Source organism: Cyanobium sp. T1G-Tous (genome assembly GCF_024345455.1).
GTDB lineage: Bacteria > Cyanobacteriota > Cyanobacteriia > PCC-6307 > Cyanobiaceae > Cyanobium_A.
In genome coordinates this window covers 16,994-42,489 of sequence record NZ_JAGQBD010000020.1, presented here as the reverse complement: position 1 = coordinate 42,489, position 25,496 = coordinate 16,994, and the positions used below count along the sequence as shown (strand labels likewise).

The 25,496-nt window shown below is 62.6% G+C and carries 31 protein-coding genes; 12 read left to right on the top strand and 19 right to left on the bottom strand.

All coding sequences use genetic code 11. The annotated features are described in order from the left end of the window. Position 1: 1 nt before the first annotated feature. The 4 genes from KBY75_RS11545 to KBY75_RS11530 all read right to left on the bottom strand — a co-directional run bounded on the left by KBY75_RS11545 (position 2) and on the right by KBY75_RS11530 (position 3,550). Complete coding sequence (locus tag KBY75_RS11545; RefSeq protein ID WP_255023993.1) at positions 2-526, bottom strand: SgcJ/EcaC family oxidoreductase; 525 nt, start codon at positions 524-526, stop codon at positions 2-4. Continuing rightward, on the bottom strand, positions 520-756 hold the full coding sequence (locus KBY75_RS11540; protein ID WP_254936997.1) for a hypothetical protein: 237 nt from the start codon (positions 754-756) through the stop codon (positions 520-522). The genes KBY75_RS11545 and KBY75_RS11540 overlap by 7 nt, the downstream gene beginning before the upstream one ends. 104 nt (positions 757-860) lie before the next feature. Next, the gene (locus KBY75_RS11535; protein ID WP_255023992.1) at positions 861-3,029 is read right to left on the bottom strand and encodes a glutamine synthetase III; all 2,169 of its coding nucleotides are present in this window, start codon (positions 3,027-3,029) and stop codon (positions 861-863) included. Positions 3,030-3,154: 125 nt separating this feature from the next. After that, a complete protein-coding gene (locus KBY75_RS11530) occupies positions 3,155-3,550 on the bottom strand; it encodes a Hepatitis C virus core protein (protein WP_254936999.1) in 396 nt (131 codons plus the stop codon). A gap of 52 nt (positions 3,551-3,602) precedes the next feature. Between KBY75_RS11530 and arsS the strand changes: the two genes are divergently transcribed. From arsS to KBY75_RS11510, 4 genes are all read left to right on the top strand, one after another. Then, a complete protein-coding gene (gene arsS, locus KBY75_RS11525) occupies positions 3,603-4,613 on the top strand; it encodes an arsenosugar biosynthesis radical SAM (seleno)protein ArsS (protein WP_255023991.1) in 1,011 nt (336 codons plus the stop codon). A gap of 134 nt (positions 4,614-4,747) precedes the next feature. Further along, complete coding sequence (locus tag KBY75_RS11520; protein WP_254929533.1) at positions 4,748-5,155, top strand: PilZ domain-containing protein; 408 nt, start codon at positions 4,748-4,750, stop codon at positions 5,153-5,155. Beyond that, entirely contained in the window at positions 5,152-5,745 is a 594-nt protein-coding gene (locus KBY75_RS11515; RefSeq protein ID WP_254929532.1) for a hypothetical protein, read from the top strand. The genes KBY75_RS11520 and KBY75_RS11515 overlap by 4 nt, the downstream gene beginning before the upstream one ends. A gap of 72 nt (positions 5,746-5,817) precedes the next feature. Continuing rightward, positions 5,818-6,306 (top strand): LexA family transcriptional regulator, encoded by a 489-nt coding sequence (locus tag KBY75_RS11510; protein ID WP_254937003.1) that lies wholly within the window; start codon positions 5,818-5,820, stop codon positions 6,304-6,306. 123 nt (positions 6,307-6,429) lie between these two features. Here KBY75_RS11510 and KBY75_RS11505 read toward each other — a convergent pair whose 3' ends face one another. Further along, positions 6,430-6,753 carry a hypothetical protein gene (locus tag KBY75_RS11505; protein WP_254937004.1) on the bottom strand — a complete coding sequence of 108 codons (324 nt, stop codon included), beginning with the start codon at positions 6,751-6,753 and terminating at the stop codon, positions 6,430-6,432. A gap of 149 nt (positions 6,754-6,902) precedes the next feature. Between KBY75_RS11505 and KBY75_RS11500 the strand changes: the two genes are divergently transcribed. Together KBY75_RS11500 and KBY75_RS11495 are read left to right on the top strand one after the other, a co-directional pair. Next, a complete protein-coding gene (locus KBY75_RS11500) occupies positions 6,903-7,067 on the top strand; it encodes a hypothetical protein (RefSeq protein WP_254937005.1) in 165 nt (54 codons plus the stop codon). A gap of 39 nt (positions 7,068-7,106) precedes the next feature. Further along, a complete protein-coding gene (locus tag KBY75_RS11495) occupies positions 7,107-7,772 on the top strand; it encodes a phosphoribosyltransferase (RefSeq protein ID WP_255023990.1) in 666 nt (221 codons plus the stop codon). Between the two features lie 2 nt (positions 7,773-7,774). Here KBY75_RS11495 and KBY75_RS11490 read toward each other — a convergent pair whose 3' ends face one another. The 6 genes from KBY75_RS11490 to KBY75_RS15390 form a co-directional block, all read right to left on the bottom strand. Beyond that, positions 7,775-7,936 carry a hypothetical protein gene (locus KBY75_RS11490; protein ID WP_254937007.1) on the bottom strand — a complete coding sequence of 54 codons (162 nt, stop codon included), beginning with the start codon at positions 7,934-7,936 and terminating at the stop codon, positions 7,775-7,777. Positions 7,937-8,354: 418 nt separating this feature from the next. After that, positions 8,355-8,762, bottom strand: a complete 408-nt coding sequence (locus KBY75_RS11485; RefSeq protein WP_255023989.1) for a hypothetical protein — start codon at positions 8,760-8,762, stop codon at positions 8,355-8,357. A 62-nt stretch (positions 8,763-8,824) separates the two neighbouring features. Then, positions 8,825-9,655, bottom strand: a complete 831-nt coding sequence (locus KBY75_RS11480) for a sulfite exporter TauE/SafE family protein (protein WP_255023988.1) — start codon at positions 9,653-9,655, stop codon at positions 8,825-8,827. Then, the gene (locus KBY75_RS11475) at positions 9,655-10,182 is read right to left on the bottom strand and encodes a rhodanese-like domain-containing protein (RefSeq protein ID WP_254937010.1); all 528 of its coding nucleotides are present in this window, start codon (positions 10,180-10,182) and stop codon (positions 9,655-9,657) included. The genes KBY75_RS11480 and KBY75_RS11475 overlap by 1 nt, the downstream gene beginning before the upstream one ends. 18 nt (positions 10,183-10,200) lie before the next feature. After that, complete coding sequence (locus KBY75_RS11470; protein ID WP_315859087.1) at positions 10,201-11,013, bottom strand: rhodanese-like domain-containing protein; 813 nt, start codon at positions 11,011-11,013, stop codon at positions 10,201-10,203. Between the two features lie 16 nt (positions 11,014-11,029). After that, on the bottom strand, positions 11,030-11,335 hold the full coding sequence (locus KBY75_RS15390) for a hypothetical protein (protein ID WP_315859085.1): 306 nt from the start codon (positions 11,333-11,335) through the stop codon (positions 11,030-11,032). A gap of 92 nt (positions 11,336-11,427) precedes the next feature. On the opposite strand from KBY75_RS15390, the gene KBY75_RS11465 reads away from it, so the two are divergent. From KBY75_RS11465 to KBY75_RS11450, 4 genes are read left to right on the top strand one after another with little or no spacing between them, the layout of a single operon-like run. Then, entirely contained in the window at positions 11,428-11,766 is a 339-nt protein-coding gene (locus tag KBY75_RS11465; RefSeq protein ID WP_255023987.1) for a helix-turn-helix transcriptional regulator, read from the top strand. 49 nt (positions 11,767-11,815) lie between these two features. Beyond that, positions 11,816-13,366 (top strand): carboxypeptidase M32, encoded by a 1,551-nt coding sequence (locus tag KBY75_RS11460; protein ID WP_255023986.1) that lies wholly within the window; start codon positions 11,816-11,818, stop codon positions 13,364-13,366. Positions 13,367-13,396: 30 nt separating this feature from the next. Further along, a complete protein-coding gene (locus tag KBY75_RS11455; protein ID WP_255023985.1) occupies positions 13,397-13,984 on the top strand; it encodes an inorganic diphosphatase in 588 nt (195 codons plus the stop codon). Positions 13,985-13,998: 14 nt separating this feature from the next. Then, positions 13,999-14,487: a L,D-transpeptidase gene (locus KBY75_RS11450; RefSeq protein WP_255023984.1), complete on the top strand. Its 489-nt coding sequence runs from the start codon at positions 13,999-14,001 to the stop codon at positions 14,485-14,487. Between the two features lie 279 nt (positions 14,488-14,766). Here the strand turns inward: KBY75_RS11450 and KBY75_RS11445 are convergent, their stop codons facing one another. The 4 genes from KBY75_RS11445 to rpoD are packed head-to-tail and all read right to left on the bottom strand — an operon-like array spanning position 14,767 to position 19,501. After that, a complete protein-coding gene (locus tag KBY75_RS11445; protein ID WP_254937016.1) occupies positions 14,767-16,785 on the bottom strand; it encodes a chloride channel protein in 2,019 nt (672 codons plus the stop codon). Then, positions 16,760-17,710 carry a hydroxymethylbilane synthase gene (gene hemC / locus KBY75_RS11440; protein WP_254937017.1) on the bottom strand — a complete coding sequence of 317 codons (951 nt, stop codon included), beginning with the start codon at positions 17,708-17,710 and terminating at the stop codon, positions 16,760-16,762. Before hemC ends, KBY75_RS11445 begins: the two co-directional genes overlap by 26 nt. Before the next feature lie 25 nt (positions 17,711-17,735). After that, complete coding sequence (locus tag KBY75_RS11435) at positions 17,736-18,122, bottom strand: DUF1824 family protein (protein ID WP_255023983.1); 387 nt, start codon at positions 18,120-18,122, stop codon at positions 17,736-17,738. Positions 18,123-18,130: 8 nt separating this feature from the next. Continuing rightward, a complete protein-coding gene (gene rpoD / locus KBY75_RS11430; protein WP_255023982.1) occupies positions 18,131-19,501 on the bottom strand; it encodes an RNA polymerase sigma factor RpoD in 1,371 nt (456 codons plus the stop codon). A 424-nt stretch (positions 19,502-19,925) separates the two neighbouring features. On the opposite strand from rpoD, the gene priA reads away from it, so the two are divergent. After that, entirely contained in the window at positions 19,926-22,136 is a 2,211-nt protein-coding gene (gene priA, locus KBY75_RS11425) for a primosomal protein N' (RefSeq protein ID WP_255024006.1), read from the top strand. 9 nt (positions 22,137-22,145) lie between these two features. Here the strand turns inward: priA and KBY75_RS11420 are convergent, their stop codons facing one another. The 3 genes from KBY75_RS11420 to KBY75_RS11410 are packed head-to-tail and all read right to left on the bottom strand — an operon-like array spanning position 22,146 to position 24,725. After that, the gene (locus tag KBY75_RS11420) at positions 22,146-23,264 is read right to left on the bottom strand and encodes a DUF3153 domain-containing protein (protein WP_255023981.1); all 1,119 of its coding nucleotides are present in this window, start codon (positions 23,262-23,264) and stop codon (positions 22,146-22,148) included. Next, entirely contained in the window at positions 23,257-24,135 is an 879-nt protein-coding gene (gene argB, locus KBY75_RS11415) for an acetylglutamate kinase (RefSeq protein ID WP_254937308.1), read from the bottom strand. Before argB ends, KBY75_RS11420 begins: the two co-directional genes overlap by 8 nt. A 41-nt stretch (positions 24,136-24,176) precedes the next feature. Beyond that, on the bottom strand, positions 24,177-24,725 hold the full coding sequence (locus KBY75_RS11410; protein WP_255023980.1) for a DUF2854 domain-containing protein: 549 nt from the start codon (positions 24,723-24,725) through the stop codon (positions 24,177-24,179). Positions 24,726-24,747: 22 nt separating this feature from the next. Between KBY75_RS11410 and KBY75_RS11405 the strand changes: the two genes are divergently transcribed. Then, on the top strand, positions 24,748-24,951 hold the full coding sequence (locus tag KBY75_RS11405; protein WP_254937023.1) for a hypothetical protein: 204 nt from the start codon (positions 24,748-24,750) through the stop codon (positions 24,949-24,951). Between the two features lie 23 nt (positions 24,952-24,974). Here KBY75_RS11405 and KBY75_RS11400 read toward each other — a convergent pair whose 3' ends face one another. Continuing rightward, positions 24,975-25,481 carry a single-stranded DNA-binding protein gene (locus tag KBY75_RS11400; protein ID WP_255024005.1) on the bottom strand — a complete coding sequence of 169 codons (507 nt, stop codon included), beginning with the start codon at positions 25,479-25,481 and terminating at the stop codon, positions 24,975-24,977. Between the last annotated feature and the right edge of the window lie 15 nt (positions 25,482-25,496).

Below are 25,496 nucleotides of genomic sequence, written 5' to 3'. Positions count from 1 at the left end.
ATCAGCTGGGTAGCAAGGAGGAGTGGTGATGGAGGATCCGCCACTGGCCATCCTCCAAGCCATACACAAATGTGTAGCGGGCTTCCACCGTGGCCTCTGGGTCGTGGAGGGTGAATCGGTAGGTGCCCGCATCGACGGCCCCATTGCAACCCAATCGGATCTGGCGGTGCGTGACGCTGCCACTGGGGTGGCGGGCCAAGAAGGAGCTGAAGTAATCAGTGATGGCCTCGGGTGTCTCTCGCAACTCACTAGAGAGAGTCGGCAGCAGCAAGGCATGGTCTCCATAGAGCTGGGCCACTTGGGCCGGATCGCCAGTGGCTAGAGCCTGATTCCAGCTTTCAAACCAGCCTTCCACCTGCCGCTCATCGAGGGGGCTGCAGGCGGTTTGGGGGGCTGGCTGAGCACTGGGGTAAGCACTGGCCTCAAGTGCGTGCACCGGTGTGGCGATCAGAGCTACGGCAAGGGCTAGGGCCAAACTGCAGAGCTGGAGGCCAGCCTGGAAGTGGCGAAGCAAAGGATTCAGCAACCTGGAAATCGCAGGGTGCGCCAGTCGCCGCTGGCAGTACTCACTTCAACGCCAATCTCCACAGGTCCTGAGCTGCCACCGCAGTGGACGTTCCACCAGCCAATCGCTTCGCTCCATGCGGCATCGAGGGATTCGTAGAGGTCGTCGAGCACTGGATGGGGGGCGCCCTGACGATCGACTAGGCGGTAAATCCGCACGTGGCTGGGGGATTGGGTTCGCACTGCTGGCATGTCTGGCTTCGCTGCTCTACTGGTAATCATGGCCCTTGTGCCAGATCGAAACTGTCACCTTCACAACATCTTCCGGTGTTGCAGGTTGCTGTGCCGCCAGGGCATCAGCGCATAAAAAGCATCTCCTGGTAGCTGGGCAGAGGCCAGAGACCGTCGTCGACCAAGCCCTCCAGACCATCCACCGCCGCACGCAGGTCGCCGATTAGCGGCATCAGGCTGTCGGCGCAGTGACGCATGTGGGCTTCGGTGCCGTGAGGCGCGGCATGTAGGGCCTGATCGAGGCTCTCGCAACCGTTGTTGAGCTGCTCAAGCAGCTCGCCCAACTGATTGCGCAATTTGAGATTGGGATGCAAGCCCATCGCCTGCTGCTCCTGCAGGGCTTGGCCTAGCTCGCCTAGGTAGCGCACAGCCGCTGGATATACCTGGGTGCGAGCGATCTGCAGGGCCAGCTTTGCCTCCACTTCAATCGCCAGCACGTACTGCTCCGCGTACACCTCAAAGCGGCTCTCCAGCTCCACCGCACTGAGCACTCCCTGGCGCTCAAACAGCTCCCGCACCTCCGGGCGCTGCAGCACTGGCAAGGCATCGGCGCAGGTGCGCAGGTTTTCCAGGCCACGCTCTTCGACAGCCAGACGATGCCATTCGCTGGAGTAGCCGTCGCCGCCAAACACCACGGCGCCGTGCTCGCGCATTACCTGCTGGAGCACGTTGAAGGCCGCTTCGCCTAGGGCGGTGCCGCTGTCGAGCTGACTCTGCAGCCGATCTGCAATCCAGCCGATCGAATCGGCCAGGACCGTGTTCATCGCCACTAGGGGCCCGGCTACCGATTGGTTGGAGCCAACGGCGCGGAACTCAAAGCGGTTGCCCGTAAAAGCAAAGGGTGAGGTGCGGTTGCGATCGCCGGGGTCCTTGGTGAATTCCGGCAGGGTGTCCACCCCCAGGGTCATCACGCCGCCCTTGGCGGAACTCTGCAGGTTGCCCTCGCGGATCTGGTTGAACACATCCTCGAGCTGGCTGCCCAGGTACATCGAGATGATCGCCGGCGGTGCTTCGTTGGCACCAAGGCGGTGGTCGTTGCCGGCGGTGGCGATAACGGCCCGCAGTAGGGGCCCGTAGCTGTGGACGCCGCGAATCACGGCGGCGCAGAACAGCAGGAACTGCAGGTTGTCGTGGGGCGTTTGGCCCGGGTCGAGCAGGTTGCCCTGGGTGGCGTTGCCGATCGACCAGTTGACGTGCTTACCCGAGCCGTTGATCCCCGCAAAGGGCTTTTCGTGCAGCAGGCAGGCGAAGCCGTGCTTTTTGGCCGTGGCCTTGAGCACGGTCATGGTGAGCTGCTGGTGGTCGGTAGCGACGTTGGCGGCTTCGAAGTAGGGCGCAATTTCAAATTGTCCAGGTGCCACCTCGTTGTGGCGAGTCTTGGCGGGAACGCCCAGGCGGTAGAGCTGCTGCTCCACGTCCTGCATGAACACCTGCACTCGCTCGGGGATGGCGCCGAAGTAGTGGTCGTCGAACTGCTGGCCCTTGGCGGGCGGGGCGCCAAACAGGGTGCGGCCAGCGAGGAGCAGGTCTGGGCGCAGGGCAACGAAGGCGTTGTCGACCAGGAAATACTCCTGCTCGGCGCCGCAGCTGGAGTTCACCGGAGCAACGTCGGTTTCACCAAGCAGACGCAGCAGGCGCTGGGCCTGGCGATTCATCGCGGCGTTGGAGCGCAGCAGCGGCGTTTTTTTATCTAGGGCCTCACCGGTCCAGGAAACAAAAACGGTGGGAATGCAGAGGGTCACCCCATTGGGGGTCTGCATCAGGTAGGCGGGGCTGGTGATGTCCCAAGCGGTGTAGCCGCGGGCCTCAAAGGTGGAGCGAATGCCGCCATTGGGGAAGGAGGAGCCGTCGGGTTCGCCCTGCACCAGCAGCTTGCCCGTGAATTCGGTGATCACTCGACCATCACTTTTGGGCGAAATGAAGCCGTCGTGCTTCTCGGCCGTGGAGTTGGTAAGTGGATAAAAAACGTGGGCGTAATACAGAGCTCCACGGCCGCTGGCCCAGGTCTTCATGGCGTCGGCCACGGCGTTGGCCAACGACAAATCGAGCTTGCCGCCTTCCCGGATCGTGCGTTGGATCGACTTAAAGATGCGTCCAGGCAAGGCCTCCTTCATCGCCTGGAGGCCGAATACGTCGCTAGCCCACAGCTCATCGAAGGGGGCAGCAGCAGTTGTCGCCACCGGGCGTCGCCGCTGAATCTGCTGGAGGGCGGCGTAACGATGCGAGCTGGGCATGGGATCGATTTGAAAAGGCTTTATGTGGGCATCCAATGCGGCAATCCCGCCCCCTTGTGTAGCCGTTGCTACAAAAACCACTCCCGCGCTCGAGGGCTTGTTGCTATGGCGACAGACTGGACAGCTCAGATCAAGTAGCGGCGAATGCTGGGCCGACTCCAGAACACCAGCGCAGCAGTGGTAGCCGCCCAAAGCAGACCAGACAGCACTGCGGTGAGCAATCGCCCCTCACTGAGCAGCGCCATGCGCACGATTCCGTAAGGCAGCCCAATCGCCAGGGCCATAGACAGGGCCACGATCGCCAGGATCTGGCCCCAGGCACGCCACTTGAGCAGGGCGATCGAGGCCACCAGGCCCACCACGGCCGTGGGCAGTACGGCACTAGCGCCCACAACGAGATTGGCCGTGCGCCAGGTGGGATCCAGCAGGATTACCGCCAGGCCTAGGGGGATGGCCAGACCATTGGCCACCAAACCCAGGCGAGCCAGGGTCACGTAGCCGCGGGGGGGCTGCTGCAACATCGCAAACTCGGTGCCAGCGACTCACCATGCTCGTTCATGGGTAGGCGGCAGGATGGTGGTGTTCGCAAATGGACGGGGATTGCAACTCCATTCCGCCCCGCCCCCAACAGGGGCCCAAGGGCCAGCAACGGCCTTCCCGCCGCTGCAACGGGGACCCCTGACAACCCTGCAGGTAAACCTCGGTTACCGCTGTAACCAGGCCTGCAGCCACTGCCACGTCAACGCTGGACCATCCCGTACCGAAATGATGGATCCGGCCACCCTGGCCCTGATCCCGCCGGTTCTAGCGGCTCGTCAGCTGAGCTGCCTCGACCTCACCGGTGGAGCGCCGGAGCTCCATCCCCAGTTCAGGGAGCTGGTGGTTGCTGCCCGCCAGCTTGGCGTCGAGGTGCTCGATCGCTGCAACTTCACGATTCTGTCGGAACCCGGCCAGGCTGATTTAGCCCGGTTCCTGGCGGATCAGGGCGTCACGGTGGTGGCCTCCCTGCCCTGCTACGCCGCCGAAAACGTTGATCGCCAGAGAGGCAGCGGCGTGTTTGAGCGCAGCATCGAGGCTCTACGGCAGCTCAATGCCCTTGGCTATGGCCAGCCAGGCAGCGGGCTAGAGCTGCAGCTCGTCTACAACCCCCAGGGGTCAGACCTACCCCCTCCCCAAGCCCAGCTGGAGGCCGACTACCGCCGGGTGCTCGCCGCCGACTTCGGGGTGGTGTTCACCAGCCTCTACGCCCTTGCCAATATGCCGATCCAGCGTTTTGCGAGCTGGCTCCAAGCCCAGGGAAAGCTGGAGGCCTACCAAGCCCTGTTGCAAAACAAGCACTGCGGCGCGAATCTCGAGCAGGTCATGTGTCGCTCCATGATCAGTGTCGACTGGCAGGGCTGGCTTTATGACTGCGATTTCAACCAGCAGCTTGGTCTGAGCGCAGCTGGCCGGCCCAGGCGCCACCTGGGCGAACTGCTGGGCTGGGATCCGCAGGGGGATGCGCTGGCAGTGGCAGATCATTGCTTTGGCTGCGCCGGAGGGGGCTCCAGCTGCGGCGGCGCCCTAAGCCGCGCCGCGGGCTGAATGCCACCTGGCCACGATCAAAATTTTCAGCCTTTTCTCAGTTGGCTTTTCGAGTCGCTTCACTAAGATGCGAAAAAATTACTGGGTGATGCGCACGCGCGGATTTTTACCAATATCCGCCTGCATTTGACTGAATGCCGGATCCTTCCCCAAGGAATGAGGAGCGACACATTGTCCCCTCAATCAGCATGACGATTCAGATCGACTTTCATGTCGATCCGGTTCCGTTTATTGGTCGCCTTTGGGATGTGAGCGCCTCTGGTGCCTGCCTGCTGTTTCCCATCCGCGAGCCTGTTGTGCCTGGCTTGGTCGGCACCCTCACGATTCACCACCCCACCTTCGGCGATCCGATCCGGCTGCGGGCCAGCTCCCTCTGGGTCGATCGGTTGGAGTCAGCCTCCTATGTGGGGGTGCGCTTTCTTGAAACCGTCGACTTCAACACCACCTTTTTGAGAGTGTTGATGCGCCGCAGCGGTGGCCACACGCCCGTGGGTGGTTTTGGCGACCTTCGCTCTGGCACGGCATTCGGCGGCTTCAGTTGAGCAAGCAGCGCCTTGGCCCAACCCTGCTGATACCCCTTGGTCTGGGCTGGCTTCTGGCCAGCTCTGCCCAGGCCCTGCAGCGCCCGGTGGATCCAGTAGCGGTCTGCGTGGTGGCCCCCCGGGTGGAGCCGGTGACAGAAGGAGATGCCATTGGCGTGGTGCCCACACCCATGCCCCTGCTGGTCGTGGTCGAACCCCTGTTGGAGCTCCGCATCGAGCGCCAGGGCCTGCTGGCCTGGCAGCAGCTTGCGCCTGCCGAGCGCCCCTTGCGAGCCCCCCTGGCCTGGCCCCTGGCCCCCATTGCCCCCGGCGAGGTGGTGCTGCTGCGCCTGAGACCTGAGCAGGCGGCAGAGGGCAGCTTTGCCCAAGTGCAATTAGTGGGTGCAGACGCCGAGCGGATGGCCCGCACCGCGGCCCTGATCCTCTCCCTAGGCCAGAACCCCCCTGCCTGGCTGGCAGCGATCGAAACGGCTCTGGAAGCTGGAGATGTGTCGCTGGCCTGGGCCCTGCTGTTTGAACCTCAGCTTCCCGACGCAGCCGATCTAGTCGCCCTGCGCAACGAGGTGGTGCGCAGGGGCTGCGGCGACTGACGCGCCACTACGGCACCGATCAATACACGCGTACTAGTTTTTGCGCTAGTGTGATGGCCTTCGGGGATTGCCATGGCGAGCGATCTGATCTGGCTTGGTCCCTTGCAGCCATCGCATCACGACCTCGAGCCCCTGCTCCTGCCCCTGGCCGGCGAAACCGTGGCCGCAGGCTTTCCCAGCCCTGCCGATGACTACATCGAGGCAACGATCGATCTAAATGGAGCCCTGATTCCGCGACCGAGCTCCACCTTTTTGATGCGGGTAGACGGCGATGCCATGCGCGGGGATGGCATTCACCACGGCGATCTATTAGTGGTCGACCGCAGCGTGGGTCCCCGTTCGGGCTCCATCGTGGTTGCTGTGCACGAGGGGCGCTTTCTGCTGCGGCGACTGGAAGGGGCACCTGCCCATTGGCGCCTGGTGGCCAGCGATGCCACTAGCCCCGCCATTGCCCTGCAAGGTGACGATCCCGACCTGCTGATCTGGGGCGTGGTGATCCATGCGGTACATCACCTTTGGAAGCCATCGCCGCAATCGCGAGTCCGAGGAAGCCGCTTTTAAGCGTTCACCAGAAGCCTTTGGAATAAAGCCATAGGCCTAGCAATCCCATTGGCACAAACACTGCGCCAAGGATCTGCAACTTGACGGTGCGCGGAGATGGCTGGTTCGGACGAGGCATGGTGGTCAGGCTGAGGGGGAGAACAAAATCGGGCGGTAGGTGGGCCGAGCGGAGGGCGAAAGGCTCCACTTCACCCGGCAGGTGAAGGTGGCGTATTCACCTTTGATGGCAGTTGAGAGCCGCATGGCCGTAGCGGTTGCATTGGCTGGCATGCGGTATTGGGCCTGATTGCAGGAGTCCACTTCCGAGACGTCCGAGCTGTATTCAACGGTGCCACTGGTGGGCGCGTCCTTGGCGTCTGTTTGGCCAGCTTGGGCTGCGCAGGGAGCAAGCAGGGAAGTGGTGGTGCAAAGGGCCAACAGACAGGGAAAGGCAGCAATGCGGCGCATGGCTAAGCGTCAAAGTCTTTCTGTAATAGCCGAAGAGACGCAACCGCGCCTAGTCGAGCAGCCAGTGCGGCAACCTGGCCCAGCAACGCGCTTAGGGCGGCTCTGATCCACGGATGCACTAAAAGAGATTTGGATTGCCATTCCCCATTATGAATCTGCGCAGCCGCCGCATTTTTCTGACAATTCTTGTCGTGGTCATCGCAGTGGTGGTGGCGGGTTTGGCAGCAGGAGCGCTGGTGAGCTTTCCTGCCTCATTACTGATTCCCTTGCTGCTTATGGCTGCGGCCACAGCCCTCTTTTACATCTGGGCCTAAAACCAGGGTCTAAAACGGATTAGTCGCGGCTGGCAGAACATGATTTTGCATCCACCTCGATGGAGCAACCGCCATCAGGCAGGCCTGGAACTGGCTGAGCGGCTAAAGATCAGTGCGGGGCGCGACCATGACAGCACAGTTATTGGCTTGCCACGTGGCGGGGTTCCGGTAGCCGTCGCCATTGGCAGGCAATTGCGGCTTCCCGTGGCCACCTGGTCGGTGCGAAAGGTGGCCGATCCCCTGCAACCCGAGCTCGCGATCGGCGCTATTTCGGCAGGGAAGGTTGCGGTATGGCGAAATGGCCAAGCAGCGGTGCGGCGTCAGGAGCAGGCCCTCAGCGAGGGCTGGCTCCAGCTGCAGGAGCGGGAATTAGAGCGGCGGCAAAAGCTCTTCGGCGATCCAAGCCCGAACCAACTGCGTAATCGCCATCTGATCGTGGTAGATGACGGGATTGCCACGGGGATGAGTGTGCGAGCCGCCCTGCTATCCCTGCGTCAGGCCGAGCCGCGCAGCATCACATTGGCAATTCCTGTGGCGGACCGCGCGGTGGCAAACCAACTGGGAGAGCTAGTCGATCAACTCGAAATCCTGTTGCTGGTGGAGCGACTCCAATCAGTGGGCATGTGGTACGGAACGTTTAACCAGCTCGAAGATCGCGAGGTGCTTAATCTTCTGGCAGCGGGAACACCCGAAGCGCCCAGCTGAAATCACTGCTTGCCCTTGACCTCAAGATCGTGGGCACCCTTTTGCAAAAGGTAGGAATGGATAGCCTCTTTCAAGACGACACCAAGTTTTTTGCCCTCGAGGATGGTTAAAAGTTTCAAAGCTCGATGCTCTTCCACCGATAGCTCAACGGTAATTCTCGGCATGACTGCGAAGGTATCTGGACCGATCAGGCAAATCTATGCCAATACTACCGGAGGATGTGCAATCGGATATCAACACCTCAATGCCAACGCTTCGCTACAGGAATATGAGATGATGCGTGCGGGAAATGGCTAGTTTAGTGAATTAGTGACAAGGCATTAATGCAAATTCTGTAATGGCGCTCCAGTGTTCCCTAAAAGCGTCGCTGGATTCCAAGTTGCCAGGCCGTGCGGCAGCCCCCCCGTCAAGTCAGTGCTGCCAGTGGGTCTAAAGCTAGTTTCATTAAAGCTAGAGCTTTAGGGATGAATAATTATCATCAGGGTTTGTCGGCCATGCCAGCTAATGCAAAATATAAAGACAGCTACGGTTGCGACAAAGGCAAAATAAAGTAGCCAGCCGGCCAATCAAGCAGGCATTTCTTCAGTCATGTTGGCGCCACCAGTGCCAGCCTTCAATATTGATCAACAAACCAAGCAGGGTCATCACTGCCATCAGCACGATCTGATCGAGGCGTGCATCTGGCACCAAAATATCTGCCAGAAGATGTAAGGTATTGGTAATTGAGTAAACAACACTTAGCCAAAAGTGCAGGCGCCTCAACGGCCGCCAGCGAATCCCTGGACCGATAGCGGAATCGGAGAAAGAGATCAGCACGATTACAAGTAATGGCAGCAGAAAATAGCCGAGCATGGCGCTATAAAGCAGCGGCAATGCTCCGAGAGGTATTTTGCTGTTGATCTCGGGTGACTGCCCGTGGAATAAGGGCATTAAGCCCAGATCCACGTGGAACAGCATGGCCAGCAACCAGGCAATCCAGAGAGTGATCAACCGCTGGGCATGATTTGTAGTGGAGTGCATGGATGGTCGCGAAAATGGATATGACCCTGAAATCAGTGTGATGAGATCCTGGGGGGATAGCCGGAAATCAATCCAGCGGGTAGGGGCAAGCGCCTGCTGGCCTCCCAGCCGGTGAGCAGGGCCGAGCCAATCAGCAGAGCGGAAAAGCCCAGTCGCAACATCCCTTCCGGCAGTCGGGGAGCGATGTTTTGGCCGATCAGGGCGCCGATGGCTCCCCCGCCAACCAGGGGTAGCAGCAGGGGCAAGTGGGCCGCGGGCCAATGACCTAGGGCCAGCAACGCCACCAACGCATTGGCGGCGATCAGTACCAAGCTGGTGCCGCTGGCCAGCTGCATCGGTAATCCAGCCAGGAGCACCAAAGCCGGCACAATCGCAAAACCACCACCCACGCCGGCTACGCCGGTGAGCAGCCCCACCAAGAAGCCCTGGCCAGCCAAGCCCAGGTTGTTGGTAGCCCCCGATAAGACGCGGCCGCCCGATCCTGAACCAGGCACCGGAACGCAGCAAAGCAGCCAGGAAGCCAGCAGGGCCGCCGCCGAAAACAGCCCCAACTGAACAACCTCAGGGATTAGTCCAGCCTTCACCCAGGAGCCGCCGATCCAGCTACCCACCAAAGCCGGCAGGCCAAGCAGCAGGGCCGCCCGTGGCGCCACCAGGCGGCGGCGCAAATAAGGGCCGATGTTGCCAAGGGCCAGCAAGCTGACCACAAGTAGAGAGAGCGGTACGGCCGCCTGAATAGGAAGGCCGGCCCCAATGACCAGCAGGGGCAAAAGCAGGATGGAGCCCCCGGCACCGAGCACGGCTAGGAGCAGGCCAATCAGGGCGCCGCCACCCGTTAGCAGGAGCAAGGTGGCTGCTGCCATCAAATCGACACCCGGTTCCAGGGCATCAGGGCCAGCAGGCGGGCCATGCCACAAAAACCACTGATGCCAGCAAACACCAGGCCGGCTCCCACAAACCAGCTGAGCAGAATCCAAGCCGGCGCCACCCAGCTGCCAAGGCCCAGACCGAGCAGCACCAAAGAGCCAGCGGCGATCTGAACCTGGCGCATCAGCGGCAGGGGGGCGTTGTTGAGCCTGCGCAGCGGCAAACCAGCCTGCTGCCAGCTGGGGATGCCGCCATCGAGATCGGCAAGGGGGCTGGTGTGCCCGTGCCGCACCAACTGGGCTAGGGCCTGGGCACTGCGGCGACCGCTGTGGCATACCAGCACCAGGGCTCCTTGCGGCAGCTCGGTACGGCTGAGTCGAGCCAGCGGCACATTGACGCTGCCTTCGATGTGACCGCCGGCGAATTCCATTGCTTCGCGCACATCGATCACGCTGACCCGTTTTTCAGCCAGCTGCCTGGCTAGTTCCTGGGCATTGAGACGGGTATCGAGGTCTGGTTTCATGACTGATAAGGAGGTTGATCAGGTGGAAGCGACGCCTTGCAGCGGATAGCCCTCATCCGCCCAGCGGGCCAGGCCGCCGTGGAGGTTTGCCACCTGGCTGAGGCCGGCCTTAAGCAACTGCTGGGTAGCTAGGGCCGAGCGGCTGCCGGAGTGGCAGACCACCACCACCGGTTGATTGGCGGGAAGTTCAGAGATGCGAGCTTCCAGTTCCGGCAGGGGAATCAGCAGGCTGCCCGCCACCCGACCGTCGGGGCCGCCAAATTCCCCAGCCGAACGCACATCCAGCAAGGTGAGGCCATCACGGTGGGACGCCACCCAGGCGGGGTGAAGTTCGGGCAGGCCTGCATAGCTGCGTTGCAATGGCGCCCAACATGGGTTTGCAGCAGGGCTGGTGACGTCCTGATCAACGGGCTTGCCAGAGCGCATGTTGCCCGGCAGGGCTTCGGCGATCCGGTGGGGGTGGGGCAACTTCATGGACTCCATGTGACCAACGAAATCCCTTTCCGTGGCCATACCGCCCAGGCGGGCGTTGAAAGCTTTTTCTTCAACCACCGAGCTGACCGTGCGGCCCTCGTAGTCGTGGCCGGGATAGAGCAAGCAGGAGTCGGGCAAGCTGAAGAGTTGCTGGGTAATCGAGGCCCAGAGGGTATGGGGGTTGCCCTGCTGAAAGTCACAGCGACCGCAGCCCCGCACGAGCAAGGCGTCACCACTGAATGCCATCGACTGATCGTCGAGCACAAAACTGAGGCAGCCATTGGTATGACCTGGGGTGCTGCGCACCTCGAGCCAACGAACGCCAAAGGACAGCCGATCCCCGTGCTGCAGGAGCATGGTCACGTTTTTCGCCTTAGCGGCTGCAGCTAGGCCAATTGCACAGCCAGTGGCCTAGCTGCAGCCAGCTGCCGGTGACATGGTCGGCATGGACATGGGTATCCAGAGAGGCCACCAGCTCGAGCCCCAGCTCACGGATTAGGGCAAGATCCCGGCCATGGCGCTCAAACACCGAATCGATGATCACCGCCTGGCGAATGGACACATCGCCTAGTAAGTAGGTGAAGGTGCCGGTCTGGGCATCAAAAAGCTGGCGGAAGAGCAGGGATCCCCCTCCAGCCGCTGCCCGCAGGGAGATCGGCGTAAACGGGGCGACAACCATCGCGGCATTGCAGCTTGTTATGACCATAGCCGCATAAATGCGTCGCGTCCGGGGGGTGCCCGGGAGAATGCGTCTGACGACATAATCGATAGATGGCTTATTCCAGCTCGATGCCGTCTCCCCAGTTGCTGGAGGAGTACTGCCAGTTTTTTCGTTTGCTAAGCGAGCCGGCGCGACTGAAGTTGATTTGTCAGCTCAGGGCAGGGCCCATGGATGTGGCAGCACTGATCGAAGCCACTGGCTTCTCCCAATCCCACATCAGCCGCCAGCTCGGTCAACTGCAGAGGGCTGGCCTAGTGAGCTGCGAGCGCGATGGGGTCCGCACGATCTGGAGCGCCGAAGGCGCCTTGGTAGACGAGCTCTGCTCCCTGATTCAAACCCGACTCAAGCGACGTCTGGAGAATCAGCTAGCCCAACTGCAATCAGCCTGAGCGCGCAGGTCCTGAAGCCAGAAGAAGATGGCTCTATTAGACGTTCAACATGGCGCAGGCAACATCGCCCCTGGATCAGCTGCGGGAGCACCTGCGCCAGAGCCAGCTGCTGGGCTCAATCAGCAGTGCCCTCTATTACGACCAGAACACGGTGATGCCGGCGGCCGGTGCCGAATGGCGTGGCGACCAACTGGCCCTGTTGGCCAGTCAGCTCCACGAACGCCAGAGCAGCCCTGCTTACGCCGATCTGGTCGAGGCGGCGGAAGCCGAGCTGCAAGCCAGCACTCCGGCGGCGGTGCGCCGCAACCTGCAGCTACTGCGGCTTGAGCTAAATCGCCAGCGCTGCCTAGATCCCCAGCTAGTGGCCCAGATAGCCCAAGCCCAGTCGCGCGGCAATGCCATCTGGCAGGAGGCAAGGCGCCGCAGCGACTTCAGCATCTTTGCTCCGGCCCTGGAAAGCCTGATCGGCCTCCGCCGCGAACAAGCGACCCAACTTGCCGCTGCCGAAGCCCAACAGCGCAGCCCCTGGGAAATCCTGGCCCAGCCGTTTGAGCCCGACGTCAGCAAAGAACGGCTGCAGCAGCTGTTTGCCCCACTGCAGGCCGAGCTGCCCGTCCTGCTCCAGCAGGCAGCAGCAAGCCAGCTATCCCCCCTGCCAGAGCTACCCGAAGCCCTGCAGGAAAATCTCTGCACCGAGCTGCTCAACAGCTGGGGCTACGACCCGGCCTACTGCCAACGCTCCCGCTCGGCCCATCCCTTCTCCTGCACCGTGGGCCCCCAGGACTTCCGCATCACCACCCGGGTGGTGCCGGATCAACCCCTCTCCGCCTTCCTTGCCACCGCCCATGAATGGGGCCACTCCTTATATGAACAGGGCTTGCCCCGCACGGGCAACCACTACTTCCCCTGGCCCCTGGGTGAGGCCACCTCGATGGGGGTGCACGAGTCGCAGTCGCTGTTCTGGGAATGCCGCGTGGGCCGTAGCCGCGCCTTCGCCGAGCGTTGGCATCCGCGCTTCTGCACCGGATTTGGCAGCTACGATGGCAATAGCGGTGGTAGTGATCCCTGGGGCGGCGCCTTCGGCTTCTGGCGAGGGCTCAATCCCCTGCGGCCCGGTCTAATCCGGGTGGAAGCCGACGAGCTCAGCTACTGCTTGCACATCGTGCTGCGCTTTGAGCTGGAGCTGGCCCTGCTCGAGCAGGACATGCCGGTGGCGGAGCTGCCGCAGCAGTGGAACCAACGGATGCAGAAGCTGCTTGGAATCCAGCCGCAGACTGACGCAGAGGGATGTCTGCAGGACATCCACTGGGCCGAGGGCCTGTTTGGCTATTTCCCCAGCTATGCCCTGGGCCATTTGATCAGCGCCCAACTCGCGGAAACCATGGAGCAGGAGCTTGGTGGCCCAGGTGCCATCGAGGCCGCGATCGCTGCTGGTCAGGAGAGCAGTCTGCGGGACTGGCTGGCGAGCAGGGTTTATCCCCTGGGCCGCAGCGTCAATGCGGAAGAGCTGGTGGAGCAGGTGAGTGGCCAGAGCCTCAGCGCGGCAGCCTTCCTTCGCTATCTGCGCAACAAGCTGGAGCGCCTGCAGGCAGATACTTAGGATGCTGCTTAGCCACTCAAATTCCGCTTCATGGCGAACATCGACCACGCCCCGAGCCGCACAATGCTCAACCTGTTGCACGTGCTGCCGGCCTTCGCCGATGAAGCCAAGCTGCGCTTGAACGCGATCGTGGAGCTCAACTCCATGACGATCAACAAGTACGAACTGATCACAGAAACCGGCCACCTCAAGCTGGATCGCGTCGGCTACTCCTCGCTGGCCTACCCCTTCGCCTACGGCTGCATCCCCCGCACTTGGGATGAGGACGGCGACCCCCTCGATATCGAGATTGTCGGAGTCACCGAGCCCCTAGTACCTGGATCCCTAGTGGAAGCCAGGATCATCGGCATCATGACCTTTGACGACGGCGGCGAGGTCGACGACAAGGTGATCGCCGTGTTGGCCGATGACAAGCGCATGGACCACATCACCAGCTTCACCCAGCTTGGTGAGCAGTGGGTCACGGAAACCCAGTACTACTGGGAGCACTACAAAGATCTCAAAAAACCCGGCACCTGCAAGGTCAATGGCTTCTTGGAGCCCGTGGAAGCCGTGCGAATCATCAAGGAGTGCGAACGGCGCTATCTCCATATCATTGACACCAAGCTGGTGAACTGAGAGCCCGTATCTCTATGGCTAGCCACCTCAAACCCCTCTGGCTTGCCGCAGCAGCCCTGGCGATGGCCCCGGCCTGGACTCCTGTCCAGGCCCAAAGCAATAGCCGGGAAATCGTGCTGCAGCTTGACAAGCGCACGATCAGCCTGCGTGAAGGCGGCAAGGTGCTGGGTAGTTGGCCAGTGGCGATTGGCGATCCCAGCACCCCCACACCAGTAGGGCGCTTCTCGGTGCAAAACAAGGTTGTTAATCCCAAATACCAGAGCACCAAAAGCGGCAAGATCAATGCCACCGTCGGACCAAATGGTCCCTTAGGCGATCGCTGGCTTGGATTCCAGAAAAGTGGACCCAACCAGTACGGCATCCATGGCACGCCAAATGCTTGGTCCTGGACGGTGACATCACGCGCAGCCGTGACCAATGGTTGCGTGCGCATGCTCCATGAGCACGTGCGCTCTTTATTTGACCATGTGGAAGTCGGTACGCCAGTAATCGTGCAGCGCTGAAACCAGCAGATTGTCGGAAAATATTCTGGAGATAACCCCAGCTTTGGCCCCAAGCTGGGGTTATCGGCGTACCTTATAAGGCCAAAACAAGGCGTGAGGCCTTTCGACTGCGTCTATGTCTGCGGTTCCCCACTCCAGTGACTCCTGCGAACCCCAAGTGAGCACCACCTTGAAGTGGGCTAGTGACGGAGAGCTTTCAGCCCTGGATTTGGAGCGGATACTGGCCCGGCTAAGTGCGGTTGATCCAGCAGCCCAGGCTCTCTGTAGCCAGCTGCAGACTCAAGCTTGAGCCCCATTCTCTGCGGGTGTGAACTGGCGTGCAAGGGCCCGGGCCATGCCATCCCGGCTGGCCAAGCCACGTAAAGAAGCAACCGGCAAGCCGGGATTGGGAAGTCCATGGGGTAGCGCTGCCGCCGCCGCCGCAGGCACATCAAAAACCGGCAATTGGCGCAAGCCATTTGGCCTGAGCTGGTCTTCCAGCTGAGCTAGCTGGGCAGACATCGGCAGCCATACCAAGTCACCGCGGCGACAGGAAAGCAGGGTGGGCACCGGCAAAGAGCCGTCTTCATTGAACTCTCGCTCGGCACTTAGGGCCCGCTGCAAATCAGCCAGGGTGACCAGCCCCACCACCCAAGCACCATCCGCCACCACCAGACAGTGGCCGTGGGCCTCCACCAGCTGAACCAAGGCCTTTTGGGCTGGTAACTCAGCTGCCAACACCAGGGGGGCTTCGGGCTCGAAAGCCTCAGCCACCTGCAGGGCGGCCAACTGGCGGCGGCGATGCTCCTCTTGAGGGTCAGGCCCTAGTAAGCCCGGATCAGCCAGGCCCTGCCAGCGCTCCACTAAGGCAGCACTAAGGCCGGCGGCGGCCATCAGCGGCAGCACAATTCGAATATCACGGGTGAGCTCAAACAGCAGCAGCAGGGCCGTCAGGGGAGCCCGGGCACTACCGGCCAGCACAGCGGCCATGCCCACCATGGCGTAGGCGGGAGGCTCAGCCACCGGTAGGTGCAGGCCACTGTCACCAAGCAGCTGGCCGTAGCAGTTGCCGAGCACCGCTCCCAGGAATAGTGATGGGGCGAAGCCACCGCCAACAAAGCCGGTGGCATTGCTGATACCAGTGGCCAAAAGCTTGACTCCTAGCAATACCAGCAAGGTGAGCAGGGGCACGCCACCCTCGCTGCCAAGCAGGGCCTCAATCGTGTCGTAGCCGACACCCAGCACCTGGGGAAAACCCAGAGCCATCACACCCACACAGGCACCCCCCAGGGCGGTGGGCAGGCCTGGCGGCAGCTGGCCCAGCCAGGCCTGCAGCCGCTCGCTGCGGCCTGCAGCCAGCAGGCTCACCAAGGCCCAGGACATCAAGCTGGCCACCAAGCCCAAACCCAGATACAGGGGCAACTCCAGCGGTGAGCGCACCTCATAAGCAGGCAGCCGCAAAATCGGTGTGTCGCCGAGCAGCAATTGGGTGACCAGCGAGGAAGCCACCGCCGCCACCAGCACCGCCCTCAAGCTGGGCCGCCCCTGAACGGCACTGAAGCTTCCTTCAAAAGCAAAAAACACCCCGGCAATGGGTGCCTTGAACCCCGCCGCCAGGCCTGCGGCCACTCCCGCGGCCACCAGGGCTTTCTGGCTCTGGGGCGAGAGCCCGCCGCGCAGGGCCACCCAAAGGCCGATATTGCCACCACTTTCAACGCTGGGCCCCTCCGGGCCGAGGGAGGCACCACTGCCCAGGCTGATGGATGCACCCAGCAGGCGCTGAAAGGGCAAGCGGGGCCGAGTGCTAACGGCGCCATCGGCCATCGCCATCAGGCTGGGTAGGCCAGGGCCCAGGTCACCGCCATAGCGGCGCAAAAGACCAACAGCCCAGCCCCCCAGGGTGGGCACCACAACCACCGGCCAAAGACTGATCCAATCGGGCAGGGAGGAAACCGGCAGGGGCAGCGGCTCAGGAACGGCCGGGGGCGGTGGCAGGAAGCCAAGCCCGCCGAGACCCACCTGGAGCAGGGCCCGCAGCGGTGTGCCCGCATCAGGAGCCACCGCCAACGGCAATTCGGGTGCTAACTCCGGCGGCTGGCTACGACCAACCGTTAGGAGCCCTTCCACAAAAGGTCCAAACAGCCCGTTATTGATGAAGCCCAGCAATTCGTGGAAGGCCACCACTGCCAGTCCCGTGAGCACCCCAATCAGGGCAGCCCAGGCCAGCAGATTCCATTGATAGGGAAGGGCGCGTGCCTCGGCTTCAACGGGGCTGGCTGCGGCTGGCGCTGGTTCAGGCTTCGGGCCGGACAGTTTCAAAAATCTCCTCCAGGATCTCGCCTGCGCCCTGGGCCTTCAAAGCATGGGCAAGGGCGATACCAATGGCCTCAGGGTCAGCCTGGGGACCAGAAGCCTCGTCGCGGATCAGGCGCAGGCCGTCGATGCTTGCCACCATGCCCGTTAATACAAGCGTATCGCCGTCGAAGCGGCTGTTGACACCGATGGGCACCTGACAGCCCCCCTCCAGCTCACGCAAAAAGGCTCGCTCAGCCAGGCAGCGACGGGCGGTGGGCTGGTGCTCCAAGACCTTGATCTGCTCCAGCACGGCGGCATCGCCCTCGCGGCACTCAATACCTAAGGCACCCTGGCCAACGGCGTGGAGGGAAATGGAGGGGTCGATCAGCTCGTGGATGCGATCCCCCAAACCCAGCCTTCCCAAACCAGCGGCCGCCAGGATCAGGCAGTCGTATTCACCGGCATCAAGTTTCTCCAGGCGGGTGATTACGTTGCCACGCACATCCTTGAAGCTGAGGTGCGGGAAGTGGTGGCGCAGCTGGGCTAAACGGCGCAGGGAACTGGTGCCCACCACGGCGCCGGCGGGCAGGGTTGCCAGGCTCTTATCGCGGTGCTGTTCATGCACCACCAAGGCGTCGGCGGGATCTTCCCGCTCGGTGATGCAGCCAAGCATCAGCCCCTCGGGCAGGTTGGTTGGCAGATCCTTGAGGCTATGGACGGCGATATCAGCCTGTCCAACAAGCATCTGAGCTTCTAACTCCTTGGTGAAAAGGCCTTTATCGCCGATTTTGGCAAGGGCCACATCGAGAATCTTGTCCCCCTGGGTGGCCATCGCTTCGATGGTGATCTCCAGGCCGCTGTGGGCCTGGATCAGTTCATCGCGCACCCAATTGGTTTGCACCATGGCCAGCTGGCTGCGGCGGGAGGCGATGCGCAGGGGGTTGGCCATCAGGGGCAGATCACAGCCACTCAGATTAAGGGCCGAAGAAATCAAGGGGCAATGGGCCCCAGGTGTCTTCCGCAGCCGTATCTGCTGAACAATGACCACTGATCAATAGGCCCTCACCTAAACCGGTTTCAGCGCGCACCTGAAAGCGGCCGCTGTTCTGGTTGGCCTTGAGGAAGACCGGACCCTCGATCGAATCGAGGGCTGCACCGGCGGGATCTAGCTCCAATTGCGACCAGCCCAGAGCCGTCTCAACCTGACGCAGACAGGTCACCGCAGCCGCTGCAGAAGTGGCCATCACTCCCGCCGTGAACCAGTCGCAACGAGCTAGCAGGGGCTCAAGCTCTGCCCGCAGAGCGGAGAGCGCTGCGGGGGCGAGCGATGGAGCAGTGCGCAGTCCCCGCAGGGATGCCAAGCCCTGACTCACTTGATGTACTCCTTGAGCACGCCGTTGCGGTTGGGGTGGCGCAGCTTGCGCAGGGCCTTGGCTTCAATTTGACGAATGCGCTCCCTGGTGACATCAAAGATCTGGCCGATCTCTTCAAGGGTCTTCATGCGGCCGTCATCCAAGCCGTAGCGCAGACGCAGCACGTCACGCTCCCTGGGGCTGAGGGTGGCCAGCACGCCCTCGAGGTCCTCTCGCAGCAGGTTCTTGGCCACATCCTGCTCAGGGTTTTCGATATCGGCCTCGATGAAGTCACCGAGACGGGAATCCTCCTCTTTGCCGATCGGTGTCTCCAAGGAGATGGGCAGCTGGGCGCTTTTGGCGATGAAACGCAGCTTCTCGATGGTCATTTCCATCGATTCGGCAATTTCCTCTTCGGTGGGCTTGCGGCCGAATTCCTGGGAGAGGGTTTTGGTGGTCTTCTTGATCCGGGAAATGGTTTCGTATAGATGCACCGGAAGGCGGATAGTGCGTGACTGATCAGCGATAGCTCGGGTGATCGCCTGACGAATCCACCAGGTGGCGTAGGTAGAAAATTTATATCCCTTTTCGTGGTCAAATTTCTCGGCAGCACGGATCAAGCCGAGGGAACCCTCCTGAATCAGGTCCTGGAAGCTCAGACCCCGGTTCATATATTTCTTGGCGATCGAAACCACCAGGCGCAGGTTTGACTGCACCATCTTTTCCTTGGCTCGGCGGCCGAGCATCAGGCGCCGGCGGAACTTGATGGAGGGCATCTCCACCAATGCCGCCCACTCCTTGTTGTCGGGCTGGCGGCCGTGATCGGCCTCAAACTGAGCTGCGATCTCCTCGAGCTGGAGCAGATCAGCGATCTTGCGGGCTAGCTCGATCTCCTCGTCGGGCCGGAGCAGCCGGATACGGCCGATCTCCTGGAGATAAACCCGAATCGAGTCTTCGGTGTAGACACCTTTAGGCCCCACCTTGATGCTGGCGAGGGCCTTGGCAGCCTTCTCGTCCTTCTCGGCAGAGCTGCCGGATGGGCCTAGATCATCGGCATCGTCCAGCTCGGCGGTATCGACGGGAGCCTCAGTCATGGCCTTGGCCGCCGCGGCTTTAGGAGCTGAGGATTTGCTTGCGGCCGGCTTTGCCTTTGGAGCAGCCTTTGCCTTGGTAGCAGCAGTTCCCTTAGAAGCAGCAGGGGCTTTGGTGGCAGCCTTTGCTTTGGGAGCGGCAGTTCCCTTGGAGGCAGCTGGGGCTTTGGCGGTGGCTTTTGCTTTTGGCTTTGGTGCAGCCTTCTTGGGCTTTACTTGCACCTCTTCACCGGACGCCGTGGCCACCATCAAGATTTCCGGGGTTGCTTTCGGCTGGGCAGCAGCAGCAGGGCTCATAGGTAACGAAAACGAAACAACAAAAAATGGGTAGGAACGCATCACCTCAAAACGGGTCTAGATATCTTCTGCCTGCAATCGGCAAAAAATCGTTCCAGCTAAGCCGGGATTAGCCGTAGGAGCTGGTGCAAGACCAAGAAAGCGGGAAGGAAACCTCGGAAGCGGTGGTAGTCGGCAGGGAAAAGTCGAGCGACCCGGCAAAAAGCAAGGGGTCGGTGGCCGAAGCCTGGAAGGGTTGGCCGAGGCCTGGACAGGGCTGACAGGGGTGGTCGCAGACCGGGAGGCCGAATGGTGGGAGGCTGGCTCCCGGGGTCTCGCTTCAGGTCTTCCCGCTGGACGGAACTCTGCTTAGTTCCGACGGCAGTTCTTGAACTGCCCAACATTCACATCCTAAGAATGGGTTGTGACCTTTGCAAGCTTGTCGATCCCCTGGCTGCAGATCTGGCTCGAAGCCGGGCGGGAAGGCCAGGTATTCACCTATGCCAACTCCCCCGAAACCCCAGCAGGGATTGGGGATTTGGTGCGGGTGAAGCTGCAGGGCCGCCCGCACACAGGCTTGGTGGTGGGCTGGCTTGATCAATTACCCGCAAGTCTCAGCAGCAAGCGAATACAGCCAATCCTGGAGGTTTGGCAGCGGGCTGCCGTGGATCCCGATTGGCAAAACTTAATGACAAGCGTGGCGCTGGAGTGCCACACGAGCCTGTTCAAAACTCTGAAAAGTGCCCTGCCACCGGGCTGGCTTGGCCAGCGCAACCAGGGGCCCAGCAGGCCAAGCCGCGCAATCTGGCTGGTGGAGCGATCCCAGGCAGCACTCCCAAGCCAGCCCCTCACCGAGCGGCAGCAGCAATTGCTTGATCACCTAGGGCGCCATAGGGGGCCAGTGCCCCTGCGGGATCTTTGTGGTGAGGCTGGCTTCAGCCGCGCCGTGCTCAAGGGGCTGGAGGCTCGGGGTCTGGTGCAGCGCCTTCAGGCTCCCACCGAGGGCAGTGGAGCTGGCCTCGCACCGGCCCACTGGCCTCCCCTGACTGAAGCCCAGGCTGCTGCAGTCCAGGCTCTAGCCAGTGCCCCAGCGGGCGCGGAATTTTTGCTCTGGGGTGTAACAGGCGCTGGCAAAACTGAGGTGTATCTGCGGGCTGCCGCCCAAGCTCTAGAGGCGGGGCAGGCCACACTTTTGCTCACCCCGGAGATTGGCCTAATTCCCCAGTTGCTCGACCGGGCACGGGAACGCTTCGGCTGCCGGGTGGTGGAGTTCCACAGCGGCCTTTCCGATGGAGCCCGGGTGGCGGCCTGGCGTCGCTGCCTGGAACCAGAGGCGGTGGTGGTGGTGGGTACCCGCTCAGCGATCTTTCTGCCCATGCCCAGGCTGGGCCTGATCGTGCTCGATGAGGAACACGACAGCTCCTACAAGCAGGACAGCCCGATGCCCTGCTACCACGCCCGCGACGTAGCCCGCCTACGGGCCCGGCACAGCGGGGCGCGGCTGGTGCTCGGCAGTGCCACCCCCTCCCTCGAGAGTTGGTTGAGCTGTCACTCCCCCCAACCAGCCAGCCGCCTCCTACGACTGCCGGAGCGCATTGGTTTGCGGCCCCTGCCTGCCGTACGGGTGATCGACATGCGCCACGAGCTCGCGGATGGCCACCGCCGCCTGATCAGCCGGGCCCTGATGGGGCGCTTAGAGCAGCTGCAGGAGAAGGGCGAACAGGCAGTGGTGCTGGTGCCCCGACGGGGCTATCGAGCATTCCTGAGCTGTCGCAGCTGCGGTGAAGCGGTGCTCTGCCCCCACTGCGATGTAGCCCTCACCGTGCACCGCTCCAAAGGGGGCCAGGAATGGCTGCGCTGCCACTGGTGCGACCACCGCGCCGAGATGGGCAATCGCTGCGGCCACTGTGGCTCCACGGCCTTCAAACCCTTCGGCGCGGGCACCCAGCGGGTGATGGAGCAGCTGGCAACTGAGCTTGAAGGGTTGCGCCTGCTGCGCTTTGACCGTGACACCACCCGGGGCCGCGACGGCCACCGCCGCCTGCTCGATCGCTTCGCCCAAGGGCAAGCCGACGTATTGGTAGGCACCCAGATGCTGGCCAAGGGCATGGACCTTCCCCGGGTCACGCTTGCGGCGGTATTGGCGGCAGACGGGCTTTTGCATCGCCCCGATCTGCGCTCCTCCGAGCAGTGCCTGCAATTGCTGTTGCAATTAGCGGGCCGGGCGGGCCGCGGCGAAAAGCCAGGCGAGGTGCTGGTGCAGACCTACAGCCCCGACCACCCGGTGATTCGCCACCTGGTGGATGGGCGCTACGAGTTGTTTTTGGCCGAGGAGAGCCAGTTGCGCCGCCAGGGTGGCCTGGTCCCCTTCAGCCGGGCCTGCCTTCTGCGTCTGAGCGGACCAAGTGCCAGCGGCACGGCAACCGCCGCCGCCGCCTTGGCGGAGAGAATCCGCAGCCAAGTGGCGGCAGCGGGATGGCTGTTGATTGGTCCCGCTCCGGCCCCGGTAGCCCGGGTGGCGGGGAAGAGTCGCTGGCAGTTGTTGCTGCATGGTCCCGCCGGCCAGCCCCTGCCCTTGCCAGCTGAAAGCCTGCTGCGGGAGGCTCTACCTGCGGGGGTGGGTCTGGCGATCGACCCCGACCCCCTCAGCCTTTGAGCACCGCTCTCAAGCCGGTAGTTCCGGCAGGCCGAATCCCAGCAGACGCCGCAGCCGCTCCAGGGCCAGCACCAGGGCCAGGGCCAGGGCAATCAGGGTGCCGCCAATACCAAGACCACTCCAGCGCCAGCAGCTGAGCTGCAGGGTATTGCTGGCGTCAAAGCGCAGGGCCCAGTGCAGGGCTGCTCGTCCAGAAATTGCCGCAGCGGGCTCGGGACTGGCCAGTCGGACAGCCGCAGGGGTCACAGGGGCCAGGTCGATGGCGGCGCTGAAGCCCGGCAGAGCGGTGAGCCCACGCAGGTCCACTGCCAGTTCAAGGCTTTGGTGCACTCCCAGCAGCCAATTGCGCTCTCGCAGCTGGAAGTGGGGAGGCGGCAGGGCCACACCGGCCAGATCCGCTGCCGCGCCCAGGTTCGCTGCCAGCAGGGCAAGGGCCTCGGGCGCTGCTAGCACCGGGCTCTCCAGGCGCTGGTGAAAGCCGTCAGCGCCAGCAGCTGGCTTGGGCTGCTTGGCCGGGTGAAATCCCTGGCTCAGCAAGCTGCGGCCAAACTGACGGGCCCAGGGCTCGGGTTGGGTACCGGGGCTCGATAGGCCATGGGCGATCTGCAGCCGGCCCGGCCCCTTAAAGGTCAACTCGCTGCGCACCTCGGTGCAGCCGCTGAGCAGCAGCGTCAGCAGCAACAGCAAAACTGCCAGCACAGCGAAGCCCACTGGAGCCCTGGTGGGCCCCACCGGTGGCGGTGGCGGCGGTGGCGGCTTGTTGGAGCGGCGGCCGCGAGCAAGCTGCTGCATTTGGCCGCCCATGGCCTCGGCCGAGCCCAGATCGGGCAGGGTGATCGACCACTCGCGGGGGCGCTCGAGGGCCGGTGCCTCCAGCACGGTGAGTAGGTCTATGGCCTGAGCCCGCAGGCTTGCATCACGGCAGCGCTTGATCAGCCGGCAACACAGGATCGCCCGGCCGTTGTCGCCCCGCCCCATCCAGGCGGTGGCGAGCAGCAGCTGAATCTCAGCTCCGGTGGCGGTAGCAGCAGGATGCTCACTGGTGAGGGGATCCAACAGGCGTACAACCTGGCCGTAATCGCCCCGCTCGAGGGCTGCACGGGCTGCAGCCAGCTGGTCTTCAGCCATGGCAGACGCGCTGGCTACCCACCACCATGGTGCCAATTCCCGAATCGGTGAATACCTCCAGCAAAAGGGCGTGGGGCACCCGGCCATCGACGATGTGGGCCGCCGCCACTCCCTGGGCCAGGGCCCGGATGCAGCACTCGGTTTTCGGGGTCATGCCGCCTGCCACCACACCGTCATGGATTAATTGGCGTGCCTGCGCCAGGGTCAGCTGACGAATTAGGGAGTCAGGATCGTGGCGATCCTGCAAGATCCCTGCCGTGTCGGTGAGCAGGATCAGTTTCTCGGCCTGTAAAGCTGCGGCCAGTTCACCGGCCACGGTATCGGCATTGATGTTGTGGGCCTGGCCATCAGCATCGGCGGCCACGCTCGAGATCACAGGGATGTAGCCAGCTTCAAGCAGGGGGAAAAGCACTGCCGGATCTACTGCCGCCACCTCTCCTACCAGCCCATTTACTCCGCCGGCGTAGGTGCGGGCCCGCACCAAGGAGCCATCACTACCGCAAAGTCCCACGGCCCGGCCACCCACCTGATTGAGGCCGTTAACAATGTTTTTGTTGACCCGGCCCACCAGCACCATCTCCACCACGTCCATGGTTTCTGGAGTGGTGACCCGCAAACCATCACGGAATTCGGGCTCGATCTGGAGGCGATTCAGCCAGTCATTGATCTCCGGGCCGCCGCCATGGACCACCACCGGCTGCACCCCCACCGAGGCCAGCAGCACCACATCGCGGTAAACAGCATCGCGAAGCTCCGCTTGCACCATCGCCGCGCCGCCGTACTTGACCACCACCCGGCGGCCCGCAAAGCGTTGGATGTATGGAAGGGCCTCACTTAGGACCGACACCCTCAGGGTGTCCTGGCTGCTGATCAAGGTTTCGCTTCTCGATGGGGCAGATGCATTAAGGGGTGTTAGCTAGCGCTGGGCTCGGGCACCAGAGCGAGGCTGAATTCATTGCGGCGCTCGGGCTTGATGTCGGCAATCAAACCGGGGCCAAAGAAGCGGCCCAGCCGATCAGCGCGGGCCTCCCAGCGATCTAGGGGCACCCCTTCGCAGCGAAAGCGCAGGCGCAAGCCATAGCGGCCATCGCAGTCGAGCTCCTCAACACTGAGCAGCTGGGGCGGAGCGTCCTCGTCCCAGAGCTTGAGCACCTCCAGGGAGCTCTCCAAATGGGCTTTCTGGCCGTAGCGCCAGCGATCTACATCGGCCAGCAGCTTGCGCAGGGGCTCGCTCTCCGGCAGGTCCCGCAATTGCTTGAAACGGGAGGCCGGCGTGAGTCGCTTAGGTGGAGGCAGCTCAGAGGATTTCAAGGCCAACCCACCCAACAGGATCGGAATGCCGTAGAAGATCGTCGGCAGGCTGAGATTGGGGATATCGGTGGCGTAGGCGATCGTGCCGATCACCGTGAGCACAGCCCCCGCGATGGTCACGAGGCTGCCTGGTGAGAGAAGTGCTTGCATACAACCATCTTCCTTTATGCCCATGGCGGATGCGACCACCAGCCGGCCCAGCGAAACCGGCACAGCCGAACTGATCAGCAACCTCAAGAGCGACCGGCTCTGGTTATTGCGCCAGATTGATGCGGGTCGTTGGCCCCAATGGCGCCTCGATCTAGCCGCCCTGGAGCGGGAGCTGGGCCAGCTGCTCGATCAGTTGAGCGACGCAGATTCCAGCGCCGACGCCTAGCTCTGAACCGGACCAATCCCAAATCAAAAAGGGATGTCGTCGTCGTCAGGGAGATCAGGCACCAGCGGGGAGGTATTCCAAGTGGGGGGCTGGGCACCTGCCGGCGCGGCTGGAGCCGGGGGAGCCGCCGAAGCAGCGGCCTGGGGTTGGTTCATCGCTGGGGCACGGCGCTGGGGCGCTGGCGCAGTTGCGGCAGCTTGATTGACAGCAGGACTGCTGGTGGCGCCAGGGCCCATGCCGTGCAGCCGGGCCAGGGTGAATTCAGCGCGTTTTTCCTTGACGCCGTCCTGACGGGTGACGGTATTCATGCGCAGCCGGCCCTCGAGCATCAGCCTCTGGCCAACCTGCACCCGGTTCTGGAGCTCTTGGGCCAAATTTCCCCAGCCGACCACCTTCAATTGACCCGGGGGATCATCGGGACGCAGGCCATCTATCTGGACCGCCATCTCCGCCACCGGCGTCTGATTGTCCTGGGTGTAACGCACCTGGGGCGCTTCCAGCACCTCAACCTCGAGCAGACAGTGATTCACTCCCCGGCAAACATT

What these genes read in the sequence shown, in the direction of transcription:
- KBY75_RS11540 (WP_254936997.1), bottom strand. Translation starts at nt 756, where the DNA reads ATGCCAGCAGTGCGAACCCAATCCCCCAGCCACGTGCGGATTTACCGC.
- KBY75_RS11535 (WP_255023992.1), bottom strand. Translation starts at nt 3,029, where the DNA reads ATGCCCAGCTCGCATCGTTACGCCGCCCTCCAGCAGATTCAGCGGCGA.
- KBY75_RS11530 (WP_254936999.1), bottom strand. Translation starts at nt 3,550, where the DNA reads ATGTTGCAGCAGCCCCCCCGCGGCTACGTGACCCTGGCTCGCCTGGGT.
- arsS (WP_255023991.1), top strand. Translation starts at nt 3,603, where the DNA reads ATGGTGGTGTTCGCAAATGGACGGGGATTGCAACTCCATTCCGCCCCG.
- KBY75_RS11520 (WP_254929533.1), top strand. Translation starts at nt 4,748, where the DNA reads ATGCCGGATCCTTCCCCAAGGAATGAGGAGCGACACATTGTCCCCTCA.
- KBY75_RS11510 (WP_254937003.1), top strand. Translation starts at nt 5,818, where the DNA reads ATGGCGAGCGATCTGATCTGGCTTGGTCCCTTGCAGCCATCGCATCAC.
- KBY75_RS11505 (WP_254937004.1), bottom strand. Translation starts at nt 6,753, where the DNA reads ATGCGCCGCATTGCTGCCTTTCCCTGTCTGTTGGCCCTTTGCACCACC.
- KBY75_RS11500 (WP_254937005.1), top strand. Translation starts at nt 6,903, where the DNA reads ATGAATCTGCGCAGCCGCCGCATTTTTCTGACAATTCTTGTCGTGGTC.
- KBY75_RS11495 (WP_255023990.1), top strand. Translation starts at nt 7,107, where the DNA reads ATGATTTTGCATCCACCTCGATGGAGCAACCGCCATCAGGCAGGCCTG.
- KBY75_RS11490 (WP_254937007.1), bottom strand. Translation starts at nt 7,936, where the DNA reads ATGCCGAGAATTACCGTTGAGCTATCGGTGGAAGAGCATCGAGCTTTG.
- KBY75_RS11480 (WP_255023988.1), bottom strand. Translation starts at nt 9,655, where the DNA reads ATGGCAGCAGCCACCTTGCTCCTGCTAACGGGTGGCGGCGCCCTGATT.
- KBY75_RS11475 (WP_254937010.1), bottom strand. Translation starts at nt 10,182, where the DNA reads ATGAAACCAGACCTCGATACCCGTCTCAATGCCCAGGAACTAGCCAGG.
- KBY75_RS11470 (WP_315859087.1), bottom strand. Translation starts at nt 11,013, where the DNA reads ATGCTCCTGCAGCACGGGGATCGGCTGTCCTTTGGCGTTCGTTGGCTC.
- KBY75_RS15390 (WP_315859085.1), bottom strand. Translation starts at nt 11,335, where the DNA reads ATGGTTGTCGCCCCGTTTACGCCGATCTCCCTGCGGGCAGCGGCTGGA.
- KBY75_RS11465 (WP_255023987.1), top strand. Translation starts at nt 11,428, where the DNA reads ATGGCTTATTCCAGCTCGATGCCGTCTCCCCAGTTGCTGGAGGAGTAC.
- KBY75_RS11460 (WP_255023986.1), top strand. Translation starts at nt 11,816, where the DNA reads ATGGCGCAGGCAACATCGCCCCTGGATCAGCTGCGGGAGCACCTGCGC.
- KBY75_RS11455 (WP_255023985.1), top strand. Translation starts at nt 13,397, where the DNA reads ATGGCGAACATCGACCACGCCCCGAGCCGCACAATGCTCAACCTGTTG.
- KBY75_RS11450 (WP_255023984.1), top strand. Translation starts at nt 13,999, where the DNA reads ATGGCTAGCCACCTCAAACCCCTCTGGCTTGCCGCAGCAGCCCTGGCG.
- hemC (WP_254937017.1), bottom strand. Translation starts at nt 17,710, where the DNA reads ATGGCCAACCCCCTGCGCATCGCCTCCCGCCGCAGCCAGCTGGCCATG.
- rpoD (WP_255023982.1), bottom strand. Translation starts at nt 19,501, where the DNA reads ATGAGCCCTGCTGCTGCTGCCCAGCCGAAAGCAACCCCGGAAATCTTG.
- KBY75_RS11420 (WP_255023981.1), bottom strand. Translation starts at nt 23,264, where the DNA reads ATGGCTGAAGACCAGCTGGCTGCAGCCCGTGCAGCCCTCGAGCGGGGC.
- KBY75_RS11410 (WP_255023980.1), bottom strand. Translation starts at nt 24,725, where the DNA reads ATGCAAGCACTTCTCTCACCAGGCAGCCTCGTGACCATCGCGGGGGCT.
- KBY75_RS11405 (WP_254937023.1), top strand. Translation starts at nt 24,748, where the DNA reads ATGGCGGATGCGACCACCAGCCGGCCCAGCGAAACCGGCACAGCCGAA.